The organism is Achromobacter sp. JUb104 (genome assembly GCF_024806975.1).
Classification (GTDB): domain Bacteria; phylum Pseudomonadota; class Gammaproteobacteria; order Burkholderiales; family Burkholderiaceae_B; genus Achromobacter; species Achromobacter spanius.
Map to the genome: position 1 here is coordinate 497,729 of NZ_JANUEY010000002.1, position 21,259 is coordinate 518,987.

A 21,259-nucleotide genomic window follows, 5' to 3' on the forward strand; every position below is an offset into this window, starting at 1 on the left:
CCCACGTGCGGATGGCGGCCCACGCCTAGCTCTGCGGCGCATCGCGGAACGAACGCTGGTGCGCCGTGCCGCCCGCCGCGCTCAGGTTGTAGGCGGTATTGACCAGGCCGATATGCGAAAACCCCTGCGGGAAATTACCCACCAGCCGTTTGCGCGCCACGTCGTACTCTTCGGCCAGCAGCCCCAGGTCATTGCGCAGCGACAGCAGGTGGTCGAAGAGGCGGTGCGCGTCGTCCAGCCGACCCTGCATGATGTAGGCATCGGCCAGCCAGAAGCTGCACGCCAGGAACGCGCCCTCATCGCCCGGCAGCCCGTCGTCGCTGTGTTGCGTGGAATAGCGCAGCAACAAGCCGTCGCGCAGCAGCTCACGTTCGATGGCCTGCACGGTGCCCGTCACGCGCGGGTCGTCCGCCGGCAAGAACCCCACTTGCGGAATCAGCAGCAGGCTGGCGTCCAGCGCCGTACCACCGTAGTACTGCACAAAGGTATTGCGTTCCGCGTCATAGCCGTTGGTGCAGATGTCGTGGCGGATCTCGTCGGCAAGGGCGCGCCAGCGGTCCACCGGCCCTTCCAGGCCAAAGCGCTCGCAGGACTTCACGGTACGGTCCAGCGCCACCCAGCACATTAGCCGGGAATGCGTGAAGGCGCGGGTCGGCCCCCGCATTTCCCAGATGCCGTGATCGGGCTGCCGCCATAGTTCTTCCAGCGGCGTCAGCAACACCTTCTGCATGCGCCACGCTTCGGCCAGCGGCGCCAGTTCCGCCACGCGGGCCGCGTGCAGCGTTTCGATCAGTTCGCCATAAACATCCAGCTGCATCTGCCCCGCCGCGGCGTTGCCCAGGCGTACCGGCTTGCTGTCTTCGTAGCCCGGCAACCACGGAATCTCGTGTTCCGGCAGCCAGCGCTCCCCCGCGATGCCATACATGATCTGCAATTGGTTAGGGTGCCCCGCCGCCGCGCGCAACAGCCACTGCCGCCAGGCCTCGGCCTCTTCGCGGTAGCCTGCGTTAAGCAACGCGTATAGCGTCAGCGCGGAGTCGCGCAGCCAGCAATGCCGATAGTCCCAATTGCGGCTGCCGCCCAGTTGCTCGGGCAGCGACGTGGTGGGTGCCGCCACGATGCCACCCGTGGGTTGAAACGTCAGCAGCTTCAGCGTGATCAGCGAGCGGACGACCGCGTCGCGCCGCTGCCCCGGCCCGTTTTTCCAATGGCAGCGCTTGGCCCATTCGTGCCACCAGGCCACCGTGCGGTCCATGCTTTCCTGCCGGTCCGGCACAAAGTGCGGCGTCTTGTGCGAGCGGTGATAAGACAAGGTGAACGGCACGCTTTCGCCTTGGCGCACCGTGAAGGCCGACTCTGTCTTCATGTCGTGCCCTGCCAGCGGAACACCCGTGTGCAGCTCGACGGCATCGGGCCCCGCGATGGCGCTAAGCCCGTAATCGCGGCGCCGCACCCAGGGCACCGCCTGCCCGTAGTTGAAGCGCAGGGTCAGCGCCATGCGCATGTCCACCTGGCCCGACTCGCCCTGCACGATACGCACCACGTCCACACGCTCTTCGTCGTCGCTAAGCGGCATGAAGTCGTAGACTCGCACCACCCCACCGGGCGTTTCATGGCGGGTTTCCAGCACGGCGGTATCGGGCAGATAGCGACGCGTGGTGGTGTGGCCCGCGCCGTCGGGCGCCAGCCGCCAGCAGCCGTGGCTGTCGTCGCCCAACAAGGCGGCAAAGCAGGCGGGGGAATCAAAGTGCGGCAGGCACAGCCAGTCGATCGAGCCGTCGCGCGCCACCAGCGCGGCCGACAACATATTGCCGATCAAGCCATAGTCTTCGATGGGTTTGGACATGGCTTAGCCCGCCCCACGAAATTCGGGGTACAGCGTCATGCCGCCATCAACGAACAAGGTGGACCCGGTGACGTAATCGGAATCGTCGCTGGCCAGCCATGCCACCGCGCGCGCCACGTCCTCGGGTTCGCCGATGCGTCCATACGGAATCAGCTTGAGCAATTCCTTCATGCTTTCCGGCGTGTTCCAGGCCGGCGCATTGATGGGCGTGCGAATGGCGCCCGGCGCCACGGAGTTAACGCGGATCTTCATCGGCGCCAGCTCTTGCGCCAGCGACTGCATCAACAATGACACGCCGCCCTTGGACGCCGCGTAGTTCGACTGAAACGCCCACGGAATGACTTCATGGACCGAGCTGATGAAGATGATTTTGCCGGCGGCCTCACCTGCCGACGGCGGTGGCGTCCGATTCAAGAACATCCGGGCCGCCGCGCGGGCGCACAAAAACTGACCGGTCAGGTTGGTGTCGATCACCTTCTGCCACTGCGCCAGCGTCATGTCCTGAATGGCAGCGGGCTGTTCGATGCCGGCGTTATTGACCAGGATGTCCAGCCCCTGAAAGTGATCGGACGCCGCGCGGAACAAGTGCTCGACATCGTCCTCGCGGCTGATGTCGGCCGGGGCCGCGACGGCCTCGCCGCCCGCGCTGACAATCTCTTGCACCACCTCGGCCCCGCGCCGCGCGGAGTCCTCATTGGGGCGATGGTTGACCACCACCTTCGCCCCCGCCGCCGCCAGCACCAGGGCAATGCCACGCCCAATGCCGGAATTCGCGCCCGTGACGATCGCCACGCGCCCAGACAGATCCACTGCATGCCGCATGTTGCTCTCCACTGTCGAAGACCAGGGGCCAGCTTAGTCCCGGAGCGGCATGCGTTTCAACCCACTTGCGTACGGTGCACGGCCGGATGCTAGGTTTCCATCTGGGGATAGGCATCGAACGTTTCCTTCACCAATTCCCGCAACCACACAATGGCCGGGTCCTGATGAAAACGCGGGTGCCAATGCTGGCGTAGCGCGAAAGACGGCAGCGGCATCGGCGGCTCCAGCACCCTGACGGACCCATAGCCGGCAAAGACATTGCCCAATTCCTGCGGCACGGTCGCGATCAAATCGGGATGCTGGTCTATCAGCAAGGGCACCACCAGAAAATGCGGCGTCGACAGGAAAATGTGGCGCGTGATGCCCTGCTCTTCAATCGCGCTGTCATAGGCCTCCGACGAGCGGCCTGCCAGCGTCACCACGATCTGCGGCATGCGCTGAAATTGCTCCAGCGTCATCACATCACCCACTTCGGTGTTTTTCACGCTGACCAGCGTCACAAATTTGTGCATGAACAACTGTTGCTGAAACAGCCCTGACGGCGCGGCGCGCAGCGACCCCAACACCAGATCCACCTCGCCGGACGCAAGCAGGGGTTCGATCTGCGGCAACGGAACCTGGCGCGATCGCAGCGTGCAATGCGGCGCCAGCTTGCGCAGCCGTTTGATCAGCGGCGGCAGGAACACCAGCTCGCCCATGTCCGTCATGCACAGCGTGAAGGCGCGCCGCGCAACGGCCGGGTCAAACTGTGCCTGGGATAACACCTGCGCCCGTATCGTGGCCATCAGGTCCAGCACCGCGGGCGCCAGACTTTCGGCCTTGGGCGTGGGCAACATGCCCTGGCCCGTCTTCACAAAAAGCGGATCGTCGAAGAACACACGCAGACGATTCACCGCATGGCTCATCGCGCTTTGCGACAGGTCCAGTTGCTCCGCCGCGCGCGTCACGCTGCGCTCGCGCAGCAAGCTGTCAAAAACAGCCAGCAGATTCAAGTCGAGCTTGGTGTTATGCATGACGTGCATTTCCAGTATTCGAGCAATGACATTGACGCATATTCCGCGCCTGCCTATCTTGATGTCAAGCGCCGCGCAGATCGGCGTTCCCCAACGAGGAGACAAACCTTGATATCCCATTCACGCCTCATATCCGGGGCGCTGTTGTCTTGCGCCTTGCTTGCCTGTCAACCCGCCATCGCCGAGATCAGCGTGGGCGTCGTACTGTCGCTGACCGGGCCGGCCGCGTCGTTGGGCGGTCCCGCCAAGAACGCCATCGACCTGCTGCCGCGCGAACTGGACGGCGAGCCCATCCGCTACACCATCCTGGACGATGCGTCCGACACGACCCAGGCGGCGCGCGCGTTCCGGCGGCTGGTCGATGAACACAAGGTTGACGTCATCCTGGGCACCTCTGTCACCCCGTCAACCTTGGCGCTGGTGCCCATCGCGCTGGAAAAGCAGGTGCCCCTGCTGAGCCTGGCCGCCAGCGTCAAAATCATCGAACCGATGGATGCGCAAAGGCGCTGGGTTTTCAAGGTGATCCAGAACGAAAACCTGATGGTTGCCACCACCCTTGCCCACATGCAGAAAAACGGTGTCAAGACGCTGGGCTACATCGGCTTTGCCGACGCCTATGGCGATAGCTGGCTGGCCGAGACGCGCAAGCAGGCCGAACAGGCCGGCATCAAATTGGTCGCCACCGAACGCTATGTGAAGACCGACACCAGCGTGACCGCACAAACATTGAAACTGCTGGGTGCGCGGCCGGATGCCGTTCTGGTGGCCGCGTCGGGCACGCCTGGCGCACTGCCGCAAAAAACCCTGCGTGAACGGGGCTATCAGGGCGGCATCTACCAAACCTACGGCATCGCCAACCGCGAATTCCTGCGCATCGCCGGCAAGGACGCCGAAGGCGCCCTGTTCGCCGTAGGGCCGGTGGTTGTGGCCAGCCAGTTGGATGCCGCCAATCCCATACGAGCCGTCGCCATGGACCTGACGCAACGCTACGAATCCACCTATGGCAAGGACTCCATGTCGGTATTCGCCGCCAACGCCTGGGACGCCAGCCTGGTGCTGCAACGCGCGTTGAAGACTGCGCTAGGCAACGCAAAGCCCGGCACCGCCGAATTTCGGTTGGCGTTGCGCGACGCGCTGGAGGGCACGCGCGACACCGTCACGTCGCAAGGCGTTTCCACGATGTCGCCCACCGATCACGTGGGGTACGACGCGCGCGCCGCCGTCATGGTGCAAATCAAGAATGGCGCTTGGCGCTACGTGCAATAGGAGTCACGCGATGTTCATCAAAAACACCTGGTATGTCGCCGCCTGGGACAAGGAAGTGACGGCGGACGGGCTGTTCGCCCGCACCCTCATCGGCGTTCCCGTGCTCATGTATCGCAACCGCGCGGGCGAGGTGGTGGCGTTGGAGGACCGATGCTGCCATCGCGGCGCGCCGCTTTCCGTCGGGCGGCGCGAAGGCGACTGCGTGCGCTGCATGTATCACGGCCTGAAATTCGACGCGACAGGCGCCTGTGTGGAAGCGCCCGCGCAAGCCCGCATTCCGCCCCAGGCGCGGGTACGGACGTTCCCGGTGGTCGAACAGCACCGTTGGATCTGGATCTGGATGGGTGACCCCGAGCGCGCGGACACCTCGCTGATTCCCGACACGCAATGGCTGGACCACCCGGACTGGCGCAGCCAGGACGGCTACATCCACTACGACGTCAACTACCTGCTGATCGCCGACAACCTGCTGGATTTCTCGCATCTGCCTTTCGTGCACCCCACCACCTTGGGCGGCGGCGAAGACTATGCCGCGGTGTCGCCCAAAGTGGAACGCCTGCAAGACGGCGTTCGCATCACGCGCTGGACGATCAACACCGAGGCGCCCGCCTTCGCCGCCAAGGTCAAGGATTGGCCCGGCCGCGTCGACCGTTGGAACATCTATAACTTCACCATTCCGGGCATTCTGGTCATGGACTCGGGCATGGCGCCCACGGGCACGGGCGCGCAAGAAGGCTGCCGTGTCGACGCCGCCGAGTTTCGCGGTTGCCAGGCCCTGACCCCGGAAACCGAATCGTCGACGCACTATTTCTTTGCGCACCCGCACAACTTCGCCATCGACCGCCCCGAAGTCACGGCGTCCATCCACCAAAGCGTGGTCACCGCCTTCGACGAAGACAGAGCCATCATCACCGCGCAGCAGCGGTCGCTGGCGCTGGCGCCCGACTTCAAGATGGTGCCCTTGTCGATCGACGCCGCGTTGTCGCAATTCCGCTGGGTGGTATCCCGTCGCGTGGAAGAAGAGCGCCAAGCAGTACCCGCCGTCATCCCCATCGCCACCGCCCAGGAAGTGGCCTGAGATGCGGCCCCTGATCGTCAACCGCATCACGCGCGAGGCGCAAGGCGTCGTCAGCCTGCTGCTGCGCAGTGAAGATGGCGCCAGCCTGCCCGCCTATGAGGCCGGCGCGCATATTGATGTGGACATGGGCAATGGGCTGGTTCGCCAATATTCGCTGTGCGGCGACCCCGCGCAGCGCGACCAGTACCGTCTGGGGGTGGGCCTGGCGGCCGAGTCCCGGGGCGGCTCTCGCCATATCCATGACACGCTGCGCGTGGGCGACATCCTGCGCGTCGGCGACCCCCGCCAACAGTTCGGGCTGCACGCGCAAGCGGCGGCGCATATATTCATTGCCGGCGGTATCGGCATTACCCCATTCCTGGGCATGATCCTCGCGTGCGAGCGCCGAGGGGAACCCTGGACGTTGCTGTACTGTGCGCGCAGCCGACAGCACGCAGCCTTCCTGCAAGATCTGGCGCCATACCCGGACCAAGTGCATCTGCACCTGGACGACGAGCAGGCCGGCGCGCGCTGTGATGTGGGCGCGTATCTGGAGCGAGTATCGCGCCCCGCGTCACACGTCTATTGCTGCGGGCCGGCCTCCTTGATGGACGCCGTGGGTCAAGCCTGTGACGATCGGCATGTGCCCCGGGCGCATTTTCATACCGAGCGATTTTCGGCGCCGGACCGGGCCGATCGCGCCATGTCCAACGGTGTCGCCAACACGGGCGAACCAGCGCCCCCCGGTGTCGGCGCCTTCACGATTGTGTTGGCGCGATCAGGCGGCCGCCACACGGTACCGGCCGATAAATCAGTACTTGAGGTGTTGGAAGACGCCGGCATAGCTTGGCCGCATGCGTGCCGCGAGGGACTATGCGGCAGTTGCGAAGCGGGAGTGCTGTCGGGCACCGTCGACCATCGCGACTACGTCCTCAGTGATGCGCAACGCGAAGGTGGCGCTTGCATGATGGTCTGCGTATCCCGGGCAAGCGGCGTCTTGGAACTGGATATCTAGAGGCAGGCGGGTGCCAGGCAGCGCTGCAAGTGGCCGCGCCGCGCTACAGTGATGCACACGCTTGCAGTGCCCCTGTCCCACCTGCCTTTGGAGATCCGGCCATGGAATTCGTGATACCCAGTACCGCCGATTTGACGCTGTTCATCAGTGCCGCCCTGGTCTTGCTGGCCATACCCGGCCCGGCCGTGCTCTACATCATTACCCAATCTGTCGAGCAAGGCCGCAAGGCGGGGCTGGTGTCGGACCTGGGCATCCACACGGCCACGCTGGTGCACGTGCTGGCGGCGGCGTTGGGCTTGTCCGCCCTGCTGGCGTCTTCGGCACTGGCGTTCAGCATCGTGAAATATGCGGGCGCGGCGTACCTGATCTGGCTGGGCCTGAAGAAAATTCTGACGCGCCCCGTTCCCGCCGCGCTGGACGCGCCGCCCAAGGCGCGCCGCTATGGCCGCATGTTCCGCGACGGCTTCATCGTCAACCTGCTCAACCCCAAGACGGCCTTGTTCTTCCTGGCCTTCCTGCCGCAGTTCGTTGACGTCAGCCGGGGGCACGTGGCTTCGCAGGTGCTGTTCCTGGGAATGGTGTTCGTCTTGCTGGGCCTGCTTAGCGACGCTTGCTATGCCATGGCGGCCAGCGCGGCGGGCCGCTGGCTGCGCCGCAGCCGTGCCTACCTGCACTTTGAACGCTATGTGGGCGGCGCCATGCTGATTGCGCTGGGCATCACGGCGGCGCTGGCGGGCAATAACAGCAAGAAGTAACGGGGCCGACGACCCTTACCGGGTCATGCCCCGGCCCCATGCAATAACGCTTATGGCGTCCTCAGGTTTATTCATTGGGCGCTCATGTCATCTCTGCCCATAATCCTCGTCGAGTTTCGTGGCGTCGTTTGCCGACGCCGGTTTCGAGGATGTTAGGGGAGTGATATGTTGAAAAAATTACTGGCGCGCGCCGGCGCCGCCGCCGGGCTTGCGTGCCTGCTTGTCACCGGCGCCAACGCGGCCTATCCGGATAAGCCGATCAAGCTGGTCGTGCCGCAGGCGGCGGGTGGCGGCACCGACGTCATCGGCCGCCTGTGGGCCGACTACATGTCGCGCCAGCTCAAGACGCCCGTGGTGGTCGAGAACCGGCCAGGCGCCAACGGCATCCTGGCATCCAGCTATGTCGCCAAGCAACCGGCCGACGGCTACACCGTGCTGGTCAGCGGCATTTCGTACCTGGCGTTCAACCCGCATATGTACAAAGACCTGCCCTATCAACCGGCGCGGGACTTCGAGGGTATCAGCCTGCTGGTCAACACGCCCTTCTTGCTGGTCACCAACCAACAGACCGGCGCGCGCTCGCTGGATGACCTGGCCAAGATGGCCCGCGCCCGTCCTGAGGACCTGAATTTTGCGTCGGCGGGCAAAGGCAATTCCACGCACCTCGTGGTCGAAATGCTGGCCAAGCGTTTGGACATCAAGCTGACCCACGTGCCCTACAACGGCGCGGCGGCCGGCCTGACCAGCGTGATGGCCAATCAGACCGAGCTGATGGCCGACGTGCTGAACACCGCCGCCGTGCAGGCCAACGCCGGCAAGGTCGTGCCCTTGGCCGTGGTGGGCGCCAGGCGCGCCGCCAGTGTGCCCAACGTGCCCACGCTGGCCGAACTTGGCCTGGCCGACTTCCCCCTGCCGGGCTGGTATGCCCTGGTTGCGCCCAAGGGCACCCCGCCCGCTGCCATTGAGCGGCTCAACGCTGAAACGCGACGCTTCTTCGATGACCCGGCCGTCAAGGCCCGTTTGCAGGAACTGCAACTGGAACCGCTGCCCTCCACGCCTCAAACCGTGGGGGAATGGACGCAGCGCGATAGCAATACCTGGGGGCCGCTGATCCGCCAGCTTGGCCTGAGCAACGAGTAACCCTCCATCACAAGGACACACCATGCCCAAACTTACCAAGGCTGTCTGGCAGTATCGACTGGACAAAATGACGGCGCTGATGGATGAGCTGGCGGTTGACGCCATCGTCTTCACGTCGGCCGACTTCTTCCAGTTTGCGACCAACTTCCACACGGACGTGCTGCCCTGGGAACGCCCGATCTTCGCCGTGGTGCCACGCAATGGCTCCCCCTTTCTGGTGATGAACGAACTGTCCACGCATCACATGCGGTTCTCGCAGGATCAGGGCAAGGTGTGGATTACCGACATCAGCTACTACGCCGAGCATCCGCGCGTTACCAACCGGCTGCCGCTGATTACGCAGCTGCCCGAGGTGCTGGCGTCGCGCTTGAAAGCGGCCGGCCTGGCCCGTTCGCGCATCGCGGTGGAAGGCGGCAGCCCGGTGCTGGCCGCCGTGGGCCGCATCCTGCCGGATCTGGTGTTGCGCGCCGCCACGCCCGAATGCCGGTCGCTGCGTTGGCAAAAGCACGAAGAAGAACTGGCGGTGATGGCGGCGGCGGCGTCCATATCCGATTGGATACAGGACCGGTACCGCGAGAACATCCGCCCCGGCCGGCTGGTGCAAGAGCTGGACTTCGCCATGGCGTCGCTGTTTGTGCAAGAGGCCGCCGAGCGCTTTCCTGGCGAGCACTTCGAGGTCATCCGCTGCTGGACGCTGAGCGGGCCGGCATCGGCGTCACCGCATGGTGACGGCGCCTCTTGTGGCGCGCGCATCAAGGAAGGCGACGTGCTGGTCAACATCGTCATCCCGCGCCTGAACGGCCTGACCATCGAGAACGAACGCACCTGGTTCTGCGGCACGCCCTCAGCCGAGCAGAGCCGGCTGTGGTCAGCCGCCAAAGCGGCCAACGAAGCCGCCATCGCCGCCGCCAAAACCGGCAACCCGGTCTGCATGATCGATGCCGCGGCACAAGCCGAAATCGAAAAAGCGGGCTACGCCGATTTCATCCGCCATCGCACCGGCCATGCCGTGGGCATCATCCACCACGAGTACCCGGAAGACATGGCGTTCTGCCAGCGCCCGCTGCTGGACAACGAGGTCTATTCCGCCGAACCGGGCATCTATGCCTATGGCATCGGCGGCTTCCGCCTGGATGACACGGTGGTGGTGGGCGATACCCCGCGCGTCCTGACCCATACGCCCAAGACGCTGGAGTACGCCACCGTCAAGTAGCGGCAGGGCCGGCGTTGCCGCTATCAAGCAGGCTTTGCGCTTCTACGCGCAGCGTGTCGCGCAAGGCCGGCAGCACGATGCTGGGCGAGTCCGCCGCCCACAACATGCCGATGGGACCGAACTCCAGCCGGGACGGCACGCGCACGATGCGGATGAGGTTGAGCTGTTCGTACATGTGAGCCACAGAGCTGGCCAAGGTCGCGATGTAGTCGCGGTCTTGCAGCATGGACAGTAGCGCCACCAGCGAACTGGTTTCGACGGCCGGCCGGGGCGGTGGCATGCCGGTATCAGCCACCGCCTGATCCAGCCGTGTCCGCGACAATATGCCGGGTGGGGGCAGGATCCAGGGATACGCGCTCGTGTCTTCCCAACTTGGCGCATCCATCTCGGCCAGCGGATGGCCGCGCCGCGCCACCACGCTGAAGGTGTCCGTCATCAGCCATTCCGTGCACAGACCCGAGCGGCTGGCGCGCACGTCCAAGGGACCGATGATCAGGTCGATCTCGCGGCGTTCGACGCGCTCGATCAGGGGCTCCAGCAGCCCCTCCACCAATTCGATCTGCACATTGGGTGAACGCTGGTGCAGCGCGGCAATGGCGCGCGGCAGCAAGACCGGCGCGGCGGACAGGATCGTGCCGATATGCAGATGGCCGGCCACGCCGCCCTTCACCGCTTCGATTTCTTCGCCCGTGCGCGCCGTGTCGCCCAGGACGCGGCAGGCGTAGCGCCACAGCGCGCGGCCGGCTTCCGTCAATTCCAGCTTGCGGCCACGCACGAACAACGGCGTGCCGACCAGGTCTTCCATATCGCTTAGCCAGTGCGACAACGCGGGCTGCGTCATGTGCATGGCCTTGGCCGCCGCCGTCACGCTGCCGGCGCTTTCCAATGCCGCCAGCACCTGCAGGTGACGGAGCTTCAGGCGGCGGGTCCAGGCAAGATCGGTCGGGGCGGTATCCATGCGGAAATGGTAATGGATATCTCAGCTTTATTCATTAGTGGGATATGCCCTTTGGCGGCCAAAATGGCGCTCACTGATCGATGGAAATAGCCCCGTGAGCCACGCAATAACCCAGCCGCCACCCATGCACGCATTAAGCACCATGACGCGCGCCCTGGCCAGCGCACCGCAGCCGCAAACCGGCCTGCACGGGCTGGCCAACGCGCTGTCGGAACGTATCGGCTACCGGCTGTTCACCGTCCTGGTGCTGGATCGCCAGGCGGGCTTGAGCCGCCGATATTTTTCCAGCCAGCCCGACACCTACCCGGCGGGCGGCGCCAAACCCATTCGCGAAGACAGCGAATTTTTCGCCCGGGTCGTACAGGAAGGACAGCCCAGGATCTGCGTCAATCGCGATGCCTGCGAAGCGGCCTTTCCCGACCACGAACTGATCCAGTCCCTGGGCTGCGAAAGCGCGGTCAACGTGCCGGTGCGCTGGAACGGCCAGACCATCGCATCGCTCAACCTGCTGCACCAGGCCGGCTGGTACGAGCCCGACATGCTGCCCGAGTTGGGCTGGTATGGCGCGCTTGCCATTCCGATCATCCACAACATCATCGACACCGTACGACAACAAGGGGAACAACCATGAAACGCCTGTGCACCTACCTTGCCGCGCTGCTGCTGCCTTGCGGCATGGCGCCGGCCCTCGCCGCCGATACCTATCCCGCCAAGGCCGTCACCATCGTCTATCCGTATGCGCCGGGATCCGCCTCGGACACCATGACGCGCCTGCTTGCCGACGCCATGGCAAAGCGGCTGGGGCAGCCCTTCATCGTGGAAAGCAAGCCGGGCGCGGGCGGGTCGATCGCCACCGAGCATGTCGTGCGGGCCGCGCCCGATGGCTATACGCTGCTGCTCAGCGCAAGCGGCACCATCGCGGTCAACCCGCACATCTACAAGCTGCGCTACAACCCGCTGGATGATCTGGCGCACATCTCCATTGCCGTTGAAGTGCCCTTTGTCTTCGTCGTCAACAAGGACTACCCGGCGCAGACCTACGCCGCCTTCAAGGCGCTGGACAAGTCCAAGCCCGGCGGCCTGACGTCCGCCAACGCGGGCCTGGGCACGCAGGCGCATTTGACCCAGGCGGCCTTTGCCAAGCGGGCGGGCCTGGACCTGAGCATCATCGGCTACAAAGGCGCGGCCCCCGCCGTCAACGACATCCTGGGCGGGCACGTGGATTCGATGATGGACAACGCCGCCTCGCAAATCCCGTATGTGACCAGCGGCAAGACCACCGCGCTCTTTGTCACCAGCGACTATCGGTTCAGCGGTTATCCCCAGGTGCCCACCGCAAAAGAACTCGGCATCACGGGGTTGGTGCCGGCAGGCTGGTTTGGCCTGGCGGCGCCCAAGGGCACCTCGCCCGCCATCCTGGAAAAGCTCCAGGTTGCGCTGGCCGCCAGCCTGAAAGATCCCGACACGCAGCGCAAGCTGCAAGAACTGGGATGGGTCGTCGTCGGCAATACCCCCGCCGAGGCGCTGGCGCGAGCTCGGGCAGACTATGACGTGCTGGGCCAAGTGGTGCGCGACATCGGCTTGAAGCCCAACTGACGCCCAATTGACGCACAGGCGGGCGACAGCGGGCCCGCCGGCATTATCCGGTCATACGAAGTGGCGCGGTTTGTGGCAGCATGCCGATCCATGCAGCCGGAGCAGGCAGCCGAAGCAGGCAAGCCGCACGGCTCGCGCCCCACCACCACGGAGTGTCACTCGTATGAAACTGAAGGCCTTGACCCTGGGTATTCTGATTGCCGGCGCAGGCGCTGCACAGGCGGCGACGGTAAAGGAAGTCTTCAACGGCGCCATGTTGGGCACGGATCAGCGTTACTTTGAGTCGATCGCCGGCGTGCCCCGCGAATCCTCCGGCAAGGACCACGTTTTCGTGGTGCAGAACTGCCAGATCACGGCGACCATCGGCAACGGCAAAGTGTCTGCGCTGCGCATGGAATTGGCCAAGGGTTGCGAGGCCGACCTGCGCAGCTTCATCGGCGAAGATGCGCCCCGTGCCGGGCAGACGATCACCCCTGGCGTATTTGGCCGGGGCCAGCGCTACACGGCCGACTGCCTGACGCAGTGCGGCAACGCGGCGGACCCGTCGGCCTTCGCGCTGTGGACGGCGCCGCGCTCGTCGGGCGGCATGGAAGTCTTGATGGAAATGGTGCTGGCCGGCGACAAGGCGCTGGACGCCGCCGACCAATGGGAAGCCCAGATGAAAAAGGCCGTGGGCGAGGACTACGTGCTGAACACCAAGTTCAACTGCGAAACCCGCTTCGACGACGCTGCCGCCGCCGCGTTCAAGGACGTGCCGGTCAACGCCATCACGATCGGCTACGGCTTGCCCACACAGCGCTGCCAATAGAGCGCAGCCAACAAAGTGGTCTGGTGGTATCCCGAAATGTGGCCTGAATAGACCAGCCACCCCCGCCTTACACTTTCCGCTTTCCCTCCCGGCCGGCCGGCAATCTATTGGATGCCGGCCAGGCGCCTTCAAAGTGTGGAGTGATTTCATGAGCCCATCGCCGGCCGGCCTGCGCGCCGCCGACTTTTTCTCGCCGACCGTCGCGGCGCTTATTTCCGTGCTGGTGAATTACGGCGGCACGTTCGTGCTGGTGTTCCAGGCGGCCGAAATGGCGGGGTTGACGCCGGGGCAGACCGCGTCGTGGGTATGGGCGGTTTCCGTGGGGGTGGGCGTCACGGGTGCGTGGCTTAGCTTTCGCTACAAGGAACCGATCATCACGGCGTGGTCCACGCCCGGCGTCGCGTTCCTGGCCACGGTGATGCCGTTCACGCCGTACGGCGAAGTGATCGGCGCCTATATCGTTTCCGCGCTGGGCTTTGTGGTGCTGGGCATGTCGGGCGCCTTTGAAAAGCTGGTGCGCCTGATTCCGGGCGGCATCGCGGCGGGGCTGTTGGCGGGCATTCTGCTTCAGTTCGGCGTCAATGCCTTCGGCGGCGCCAGCGTCGACCCGCTGCTGGTGATCGTGCTGGTAATTGCCTACGCACTGCTCAAGCGGTTTACGTCGCGTTTCGCCGTGGTCGGCATACTGGTGATCGGGCTGGCGATGCTGATCGTGCAAGGCCGCATCGATTTTTCCGCCGTCCACCTGAGCCTGGCCACGCCGGTATTCGAGATGCCCCGGTTTTCGCTTAATGCCTTGCTGGGGGTGGCGCTGCCCTTGTTCATCATTACGCTGACGGGCCAATACATGCCCGGCATGCTGGTGCTGCGCAACGACGGCTTCAAGACCAGCGCCAACCCCATCCTGGTGACCACGGGTTTGGGCTCATTGTTGATGGCGCCGTTTGGCGCGCATGCCTTCAATGTGGCAGCGATCACCGCCGCCATCTGCACGGGCCGAGACGCCCATGAAGATCCGCGCAAACGGTACATCGCGGGCCTGGCTTGCGGCGTGTTCTACATCCTGGTGGGCACGTTCGGCGTCACGCTGGCCACGCTGTTCATGGTGCTGCCCAAGGCGTTCATCACCACGCTGGCCGGGCTGGCCTTGCTGGGCGCCATTGGCGGCAGCCTGGCCAACGCCATGGCCGATGCCCGCACCCGCGAGACCGCGCTCATCACCTTCCTGGCCACCGCCGCGAACGTGACCATGCTGGGCGTGGGTGGTGCGTTCTGGGGGTTGGTGGCCGGTTTGACCGCGCACCTGCTGATTCACGGCGGGCACCGCTCGCTGGTCGGCAGCACGGCCAAGTCCTAGGCGCGGCGGGCGGTCAAGACGACGGCGCTTATGCGGCTTCTGCGGCTACCTGCTTGCCGCTACCGTCTCTGCGACAAGGCTTTGCGCAACCGCAGTACCGCAGCCTCGATCTCGTGGTCCGCCAGCGACGCATAGCCCAACAGCCATCCTTCCAGCCGCTCCGCGCCCGCATACAAGCGGCTGATGCCCGGCAGCACCAGGCCGGCGTCGGCCGCTTGCCGGATGGTCTTGGCTTCGGACCATCCCGGCTGCAACAAGCACGGCACCTGTAGTCCACCCGGCGGCTTCACCGCGGTGGCGATGCCCGCCAGATGCCGGCCGATCGCATCCAGCATGCACGCCCGGCGCGCCGCATACAGCTTGCGCATCGCGCGCACGTGCGCGTTGTAGTGCCCGTCTTCCATGAAGCGCGCCAGCGTCAGTTGCTGCACCTGCGGCGTATGGCCGTCCATGATGCTGCGCGCACGCGCGAAGGCGCTGACCAACTCGCGCGGCAACGCCATGTACCCCATACGCAGTCCGGGAAACAGCGTCTTGCTGAAGGTGCCCAGATACAAGGTCCGTTCAAACTGGTCCACGCCCTGCACGCAGGCCGTGGGCACGCCGTCGTAGTGGAATTCGCTGTCGTAGTCGTCTTCGATGATCCACCTGCCGTGGTCATGGGCCCAGCGCGTCAGCATCAGCCGACGTTCCAGCGACAAGGTGGCGCCTGTTGGATATTGATGCGACGGCGTCACGTAAACGCAGTGGGCGCCGCTTTGATCCTGGCGCAGCAGGTCCATGCGGATGCCTTGCGCGTCCACGTCGATCGGCACGACTCGGGCTTGCGCGGCCTCGAACGCTTTGCGGGCGCCGAAGTAACCAGGGTTCTCCATCAGGATGGGGCCGTCCGCGTCCACCAGCAATTGCGCGCACAGGTACAGCGCCTGCCGGGTGCTGCTCAACACCAGGATCTGGTCCGCCGACACCCTGGCGCCGCGCTCCAGGTTCAGGTAGGCGGCAATCGCGCGGCGCAGCGGTTCCGCGCCTTGCGGGTCGCCATGCAGCAACGCGCTGTCGCGGTGGTCCTTCACGACCTGGCGCTGCAAGCGTTCCCAGACTTCGGTGGGAAACGTGCGCGTTTCAGGCAGGCCGGTGGCGAACGCCTTGACGGCCTGATAGTCCGCCACGCCACCGCTGTCATGGATCTTCTTGCCGCGCTGGCTCAGGCCGGACCCAGCCAGTGCTGCCGGAGTCTGCGCGCCGGCAACGCGACGCGGAGGCATGCGCCGGCCCGCCGCGCCTTGCAGAACCGCGCCTACCGTGTCGGACACGTAGCTGCCCGAGCCTTCGCGCCGGACGATGTAGCCATCGCGGTGCAACTGCACATAAGCGTTTTCGACGGTGTCGCGCGCCACCCCCAGGGACAGCGCCAGCCCGCGCGTGGCGGGCAGTTTCACGCCGGCGCCCAAGGCCCCGTCCAGGATCAACGCGCGTAAGGCCCGCTGGATGCGCTGGTGCAGATCCAGACGCTGAAACTCGGCGTCGCCCATCCGCATCTTGAGCGTATCGAGCTCAAACGTTTTCGACGTGTGGTGCGGTCTCGTTGCCATGCCAGGGTGCCGGTCGGGGAAAAGGCGTCAACTTTACCCCGCCGCAGGCCATCGGATCATGGCGCAGCGTATTTACCGCCCGACCGCCCTGCGGGAATCAATCAGGGCGCTACCTGATAGCCGCGCTGCTGCATGCAGCTGGCATACGCGGAAGACGCCTGGCTCGCGTCCTGCCTGTCGTCGCGGCGGTCCTGGCGCTGGCGCGAGCCGCCCACGACCGCGCCGGCCACTGCCGCGTCCTTGGCCTGGTTCTGTCGGTATTCCTGCTTGACGTCGTCGTCCATCCGGTCGTAGGCCTCTTCATGTTGCCGGCCGCGCGCGCCGGCCACCGCCGCGCCCGCCGCCGCGCCTGTCGCCGCGCCTCGGGCACGGCCGCCCGACGGCGTGCTGTCCGCGCTGCTGGTGCCGCCGGACTGCCCCTGACACGCGGCGATGTCCTGTTGCATGAGTTCGGCAGACTGCCCTTTCAATGGCGTGACGGTTTGTGCCGTGGCGCTGAATGCCAGCGTGGAAAGCAGAAAGGCAGCGCAGGGAATGATGGATTTTTTCATTGAAAACTCCACACTTTCGGTTGGTAACCCTGGAGTTTTCAATGTAGCGCCGCCTACCTCGCGGGTGCGGGCAGCGGGATACCCAAGATTGGGTATGGCGAATTTGTCAGCAAGTGTCATACCCGCCGGCCGCAGGCAACACGGCCGGCTTCGCATGCTAGCCTCACGCTATCTGCCGCCCCCATTCCAGAGATGAAATCCTTTCTCCAGTCCGAGAAATTCCTGCTGCTGGCGTTCGCCGTTGCCGCTGCGGGATACGCGCTTGATACGCAGCTAGGCGGTTACGGAAGGCTGGTCAGCACAATCGAAACGGTGGTGTTGATAACCGCAATTCTTTGCGCATCGCTCAGCGTGGCGCGCCACGCCGAACGTATCGCGCAAAGGCTGGGTGACCCCTACGGCAGCATGATCCTGACGCTGTCGGCGGTCTTGGTGGAAGTCATCGTGCTGGCCATCGTGTCGTCCAAGGGTGGCTCGCCCACGCTGGTGCGCGACAGCATTTATTCAGCCGTCATGCTCGACATCAACGGCATCCTGGGCGTGGCGGCGCTGATCGGCGGATTCAAGCACGGCGAACAGTCCTACAACGATGATTCCGCCCGCACCTACAGCGTGATGATCCTGACAGCCGTAACGGTGTCGATGATCATCCCCGAATTCGTGCCCATGCCGGACTGGCGTGCGTACAGCGCCTTCACCATCGTGGCGATGCTGTTGCTGTACGGCGTGTTCCTGCGCATGCAGACCGGCCCGCACAGCTACTTCTTCAGCTACAGCTATCCCGAGAAAAAATCGCGCAGCAACCTGCCTGCCGCCAGCCCAAGCAGTTGGCGTCCTTCAGCGGCGGTGATGGCGGCCGGCATCATTGCGGTTGGCGCCCTGGCCGAATTGATGTCGCATTCGCTGGACCGCAGCTTGAAGGGCGTAGACGTGCCCATCGGCCTGGTGGCGCTGATCGTGGCGGGCATTTCGGCGGCGCCGGAAATGCTGACCGCGCTGCGCGCCGCCCTGGCCAACCGCATGCAGTCGGTCGTGAACATCGCGCTGGGCGCCTCACTGTCCACGGTGATCCTGACGGTGCCCGCCATGGAGGCCATGGCCTTGATCTCCGGCCAGCGCATCGACATGGCGATGACACCGGTGCAGACCTTGATGATGCTGGTGACGCTGCTGGTGGCCGCCATCAACCTGAATGACGGCCAGACCAACGCCATCGAAGGCATGACGCACTTCGTGCTGTTCGGCACGTTTCTGATGCTGTTGGGGCTGGGTCTGTAGGCGCGGGCAGTCGGGTACGGATCACGCAGACACTTTCGACTTGCACGCCGCGCGCATCGCACTCCCCGCCAGATCGAACAATCTCCGCGCGGCCGGGGTCAGGCCCACCATGTGGATGCACGCATGGACCATGCCGGGCAATCGATGTGTTTCGGACGCCACGCCGCCGTCGCGCAGGCGCTGCGCATAGGCCTCGCCTTCATCACGCAACGGGTCGTACTCACTGACCAGCACCGTGGCGGCCGGCAAGCCCGCCACCGTCTCCACCCGCAAGGGTGACGCATAGGGCGACGCGCCATCCGATTCGTTCAGCAGATAGGTAAACCAGCAGTACCGCATGACTTCTTCGGTCAGGAAAAAATTACGGCCGTAGTCTTGGTAGGACTGCGTGGTGAAGGCATAGTCCATTACGGGATAGAACAGCAGTTGGTGGGCGACGGGCGGCCCGCCCCTGTCCCGCGCCATGATCGAGACGGCGGCAGCCAGGTTGCCGCCTGCGCTATCTCCGCAAACCGCGATGCGCTGCCTGTCGATGCCCAGCATGTCGGCGTTGACGCTGACCCATTGCAGGCCGGCGTACACGTCTTCGACAGGCACGGGAAACTTGTGCTCGGGCGCCAGTCGGTAGTCCACCGAGTACACCTTGCAACCGGTGGCGTTGGCCAAGGCGCGGCAAGGGTTGTCGTAGAGATCAAGCGAACACTGGAACCACCCGCCACCGTGCGCGAACACGATGGCGGGCATGGCCGTCTCCGCCCCACATCCGGCCGGCGTATAGGCCCTGATCCGCAACGGCTGCCCGTCGTGGCACATCGCCTGGAAGTCGGTGATGGCATCCACCGGCTCCGTCTCGCCTTGCAGCGCGCGCAGCCCGACCTCGGTCGCCGCGCGGATCTCTTGCAGCACCAACGGCGTGGACGCGCTGGACAGCCTGACCAGAAACGCGCTGATGTGAGGATCGACGGCCATGTTCAAGCCTCCCGCGACAGGAAAGCCAGCAAGTGTTCGGAGAACGCCTCGTGGCATTCCTCGGTCACGAAATGGCCGCAGTCAGGAATGATCACGCCTGTGAGATCGGTGGCGTTGTCTTGCATGGTGACCAACGGCGCATCGCGGGTGGCATGTTCGGCGCCGATCGCCAAGACGGGCATGCGCAGCGGCACTTTGGATCTTTCGTGGTTCTGCCGGATGGTTTCGGGAATGGCGCGGTAATAGGCAAAGCCGCTGCGCAGCGCGCCCGGCGCCGAGTAGGCATCGATATAGACGTTGGCGGCGACGCGGTCGCGACGATGCGACCACTTATCGAAAATAAAGCTCAGGTAGGCCCGTTCGCGTCCGACGATCAGGGCCTCGGGCAAGTCCTGCACCTGATTGAACATGAAGTGCCACAGGAAAATATTCTGGTCCGGGGGCACGAACACGGGCGGCGCGGGCGCAAGGCCGGGAATCACTGCCTCGGTCAAGGCCAGCCGGCGAACGGCGTCGGGGTAATCGCTGGCCATCGCATAGGCGACCCACATGCCGATGTCGTGGCCCACCACCTGATAGGCTGCGTGCCCCAACTTTTCCATCAGACGATGCAACACGCTGGCGACGGCTCCCGTGTCATACCCCTGCGTGGGGCGGCTGGAATCGCCGGTGCCAGGCGGGTCCACGGCAATCGCGGTATATCCCGCCGCAGTCAATGACTTCATGATGTAGCGCCACGTGAACCAGGTCTGCGGCCAGCCGGGAATCAGCAACACGGGCGGGCCATCACCCGCCATCACGCAGTGGATGCGGTGGCCATCTATCAGAATGTAGCGATGCGTCACGCCGTCATCGGCGGTGAAAAAGGAAGTGGCTTGATGCGTCATGGTGTTGATCTTTGCGCTTATGCCATGCCCAGCAAGGCATGGATCTGTTGTTGGTCAATGGCGGCGCCGGCGAAGTCGTCGAACACCTTCGCCGTCACGGGGATGATGTGCCGGTTGATGAACTCGACGCCCTCGCGTGCGCCGGTTTCCTGGTCTTTCAGGCAGCATTCCCATTCCAGCGTGGCCCAGCCCGCGTAGTCGTAGTGCGCAAGCTTCGAGAAGATGGACTTGAAATCCACCTGGCCATCTCCCAGCGAGCGGAAGCGCCCCGCACGGTTGATCCAGGATTGATAGCCGCCGTAGATGCCTTGGCGGCCCGTGGGATTGAATTCCGCGTCCTTCACATGGAACATGCGGATGTGGTCTTTGTAGATATCCAGGTAGTCCAGGTAGTTCAACTGCTGCAACACGAAGTGGCTGGGGTCGAACAGAATGGCGCAGCGCGGATGGGCGCCAACGCGCTCGTGGAACATCTCGAAGGTAATGCCGTCGTGGAGGTCTTCGCTGGGATGGATCTCGTAGCACAGGTTCACGCCTTGCTCATCGCAAGCGTCCAACACCGGCCGCCAGCGGCGAGCCAGTTCATCGAAGGCCGTCTCGATCAAGCCTTCGGGCCGTTGCGGAAACGGAAACAAGTACGGCCACGCCAACGAGCCGGAGAACGTGCCCATCTCCGTCAAGCCCAACCGCCGCGAGGCACGCGCCGAATTCAACAGCCCCTGCTTTGCCCATGCCGTCCTGGCCTGCGGATTGCCGCGCGCTTCCTGGGGCGCGAAGCTATCGACCATGGCGTCATAGGCCGGATGCACGGCCAGCGCCTGGCCAAAAATATGCGTGGTGAGCTCGCTGATCACCAAGCCGTGCGTGGCCAGCATGCCCACGATCTCGTCACAGTAGTCCTGGCTGAGCGCGGCCGTCTCGGCATCGAAGAGGCGCTTGTCCCACGCGGGAATCTGCAAGGCCTTGAAGCCGACCCCCGCCGCCCATTGCGCAATCGCGGGCAAGCTGTTGAACGGCGCGGCGGCGTCGCTGAACTGGGCAAGGTGCAGGCTGGGGCCTTTGATCGTTCTCATATCGATTCCTTAATTGTTTGTCGATCAACAAAGAATAGAAGATAAATCCGCGCGATGCAAATC

20 protein-coding genes are annotated in these 21,259 nt (G+C 64.6%); 11 read left to right on the top strand and 9 right to left on the bottom strand.

Features of this window, described 5'->3' with window-relative positions:
- Positions 1 to 25: 25 nt before the first annotated feature.
- The 3 genes from M2361_RS14240 to M2361_RS14250 form a co-directional block, all read right to left on the bottom strand.
- Complete coding sequence (locus tag M2361_RS14240; RefSeq protein WP_259249929.1) at positions 26 to 1,846, bottom strand: glycoside hydrolase family 15 protein; 1,821 nt, start codon at positions 1,844 to 1,846, stop codon at positions 26 to 28.
- A 3-nt stretch (positions 1,847 to 1,849) separates the two neighbouring features.
- On the bottom strand, positions 1,850 to 2,668 hold the full coding sequence (locus tag M2361_RS14245) for an SDR family oxidoreductase (protein ID WP_259249931.1): 819 nt from the start codon (positions 2,666 to 2,668) through the stop codon (positions 1,850 to 1,852).
- An 89-nt stretch (positions 2,669 to 2,757) separates the two neighbouring features.
- Entirely contained in the window at positions 2,758 to 3,681 is a 924-nt protein-coding gene (locus M2361_RS14250; protein WP_259249933.1) for a LysR family transcriptional regulator, read from the bottom strand.
- A gap of 108 nt (positions 3,682 to 3,789) precedes the next feature.
- On the opposite strand from M2361_RS14250, the gene M2361_RS14255 reads away from it, so the two are divergent.
- The 6 genes from M2361_RS14255 (at position 3,790) to M2361_RS14280 (ending at position 10,127) form a co-directional block, all read left to right on the top strand.
- Positions 3,790 to 4,947, top strand: a complete 1,158-nt coding sequence (locus M2361_RS14255) for an ABC transporter substrate-binding protein (RefSeq protein WP_259249934.1) — start codon at positions 3,790 to 3,792, stop codon at positions 4,945 to 4,947.
- 10 nt (positions 4,948 to 4,957) lie between these two features.
- Entirely contained in the window at positions 4,958 to 6,025 is a 1,068-nt protein-coding gene (locus M2361_RS14260; RefSeq protein ID WP_259249935.1) for an aromatic ring-hydroxylating dioxygenase subunit alpha, read from the top strand.
- A gap of 1 nt (position 6,026) precedes the next feature.
- Positions 6,027 to 7,019: a PDR/VanB family oxidoreductase gene (locus M2361_RS14265; protein WP_259249937.1), complete on the top strand. Its 993-nt coding sequence runs from the start codon at positions 6,027 to 6,029 to the stop codon at positions 7,017 to 7,019.
- Positions 7,020 to 7,120: 101 nt separating this feature from the next.
- On the top strand, positions 7,121 to 7,774 hold the full coding sequence (locus M2361_RS14270; protein ID WP_259249939.1) for a LysE family translocator: 654 nt from the start codon (positions 7,121 to 7,123) through the stop codon (positions 7,772 to 7,774).
- 165 nt (positions 7,775 to 7,939) lie between these two features.
- Entirely contained in the window at positions 7,940 to 8,914 is a 975-nt protein-coding gene (locus M2361_RS14275; RefSeq protein ID WP_259249941.1) for a tripartite tricarboxylate transporter substrate binding protein, read from the top strand.
- A gap of 22 nt (positions 8,915 to 8,936) precedes the next feature.
- On the top strand, positions 8,937 to 10,127 hold the full coding sequence (locus M2361_RS14280; protein WP_259249942.1) for a Xaa-Pro peptidase family protein: 1,191 nt from the start codon (positions 8,937 to 8,939) through the stop codon (positions 10,125 to 10,127).
- Here the strand turns inward: M2361_RS14280 and M2361_RS14285 are convergent.
- Entirely contained in the window at positions 10,120 to 11,085 is a 966-nt protein-coding gene (locus M2361_RS14285; protein WP_259249944.1) for a LysR family transcriptional regulator, read from the bottom strand. The two genes, M2361_RS14280 and M2361_RS14285, sit on opposite strands and share 8 nt — an antisense overlap.
- Positions 11,086 to 11,179: 94 nt before the next feature.
- Here M2361_RS14285 and M2361_RS14290 point away from each other — a divergent pair, with 94 nt between their 5' ends.
- From M2361_RS14290 to M2361_RS14305, 4 genes are all read left to right on the top strand, one after another.
- Positions 11,180 to 11,716 (top strand): GAF domain-containing protein, encoded by a 537-nt coding sequence (locus M2361_RS14290; protein ID WP_259249948.1) that lies wholly within the window; start codon positions 11,180 to 11,182, stop codon positions 11,714 to 11,716.
- Positions 11,713 to 12,681 carry a tripartite tricarboxylate transporter substrate binding protein gene (locus M2361_RS14295; RefSeq protein WP_259249950.1) on the top strand — a complete coding sequence of 323 codons (969 nt, stop codon included), beginning with the start codon at positions 11,713 to 11,715 and terminating at the stop codon, positions 12,679 to 12,681. The genes M2361_RS14290 and M2361_RS14295 overlap by 4 nt, the downstream gene beginning before the upstream one ends.
- Before the next feature lie 163 nt (positions 12,682 to 12,844).
- Positions 12,845 to 13,489, top strand: a complete 645-nt coding sequence (locus M2361_RS14300) for a hypothetical protein (protein WP_259249951.1) — start codon at positions 12,845 to 12,847, stop codon at positions 13,487 to 13,489.
- Between the two features lie 148 nt (positions 13,490 to 13,637).
- Entirely contained in the window at positions 13,638 to 14,846 is a 1,209-nt protein-coding gene (locus tag M2361_RS14305) for a benzoate/H(+) symporter BenE family transporter (RefSeq protein ID WP_259249952.1), read from the top strand.
- A gap of 59 nt (positions 14,847 to 14,905) precedes the next feature.
- On the opposite strand, the gene M2361_RS14310 is transcribed toward M2361_RS14305, so the two are convergent.
- Together M2361_RS14310 and M2361_RS14315 are read right to left on the bottom strand one after the other, a co-directional pair.
- A complete protein-coding gene (locus tag M2361_RS14310; protein ID WP_259249953.1) occupies positions 14,906 to 16,438 on the bottom strand; it encodes a PLP-dependent aminotransferase family protein in 1,533 nt (510 codons plus the stop codon).
- A 101-nt stretch (positions 16,439 to 16,539) separates the two neighbouring features.
- Entirely contained in the window at positions 16,540 to 16,989 is a 450-nt protein-coding gene (locus M2361_RS14315) for a YMGG-like glycine zipper-containing protein (RefSeq protein ID WP_259249955.1), read from the bottom strand.
- 192 nt (positions 16,990 to 17,181) lie between these two features.
- On the opposite strand from M2361_RS14315, the gene M2361_RS14320 reads away from it, so the two are divergent.
- Positions 17,182 to 18,267, top strand: coding sequence for a calcium:proton antiporter (locus M2361_RS14320; protein WP_259249957.1), 1,086 nt, complete (start codon positions 17,182 to 17,184; stop codon positions 18,265 to 18,267).
- A 21-nt stretch (positions 18,268 to 18,288) separates the two neighbouring features.
- On the opposite strand, the gene M2361_RS14325 is transcribed toward M2361_RS14320, so the two are convergent.
- Genes M2361_RS14325 through M2361_RS14335 form a run of 3 tightly spaced genes read right to left on the bottom strand, consistent with a single transcriptional unit; the run spans position 18,289 to position 21,196 of the window.
- Complete coding sequence (locus tag M2361_RS14325; protein ID WP_259249961.1) at positions 18,289 to 19,236, bottom strand: alpha/beta hydrolase; 948 nt, start codon at positions 19,234 to 19,236, stop codon at positions 18,289 to 18,291.
- Positions 19,237 to 19,238: 2 nt separating this feature from the next.
- Positions 19,239 to 20,123, bottom strand: coding sequence for an alpha/beta fold hydrolase (locus tag M2361_RS14330; protein ID WP_259249964.1), 885 nt, complete (start codon positions 20,121 to 20,123; stop codon positions 19,239 to 19,241).
- A 17-nt stretch (positions 20,124 to 20,140) separates the two neighbouring features.
- On the bottom strand, positions 20,141 to 21,196 hold the full coding sequence (locus M2361_RS14335) for a sugar phosphate isomerase/epimerase (RefSeq protein WP_259249965.1): 1,056 nt from the start codon (positions 21,194 to 21,196) through the stop codon (positions 20,141 to 20,143).
- Positions 21,197 to 21,259: the final 63 nt, after the last annotated feature.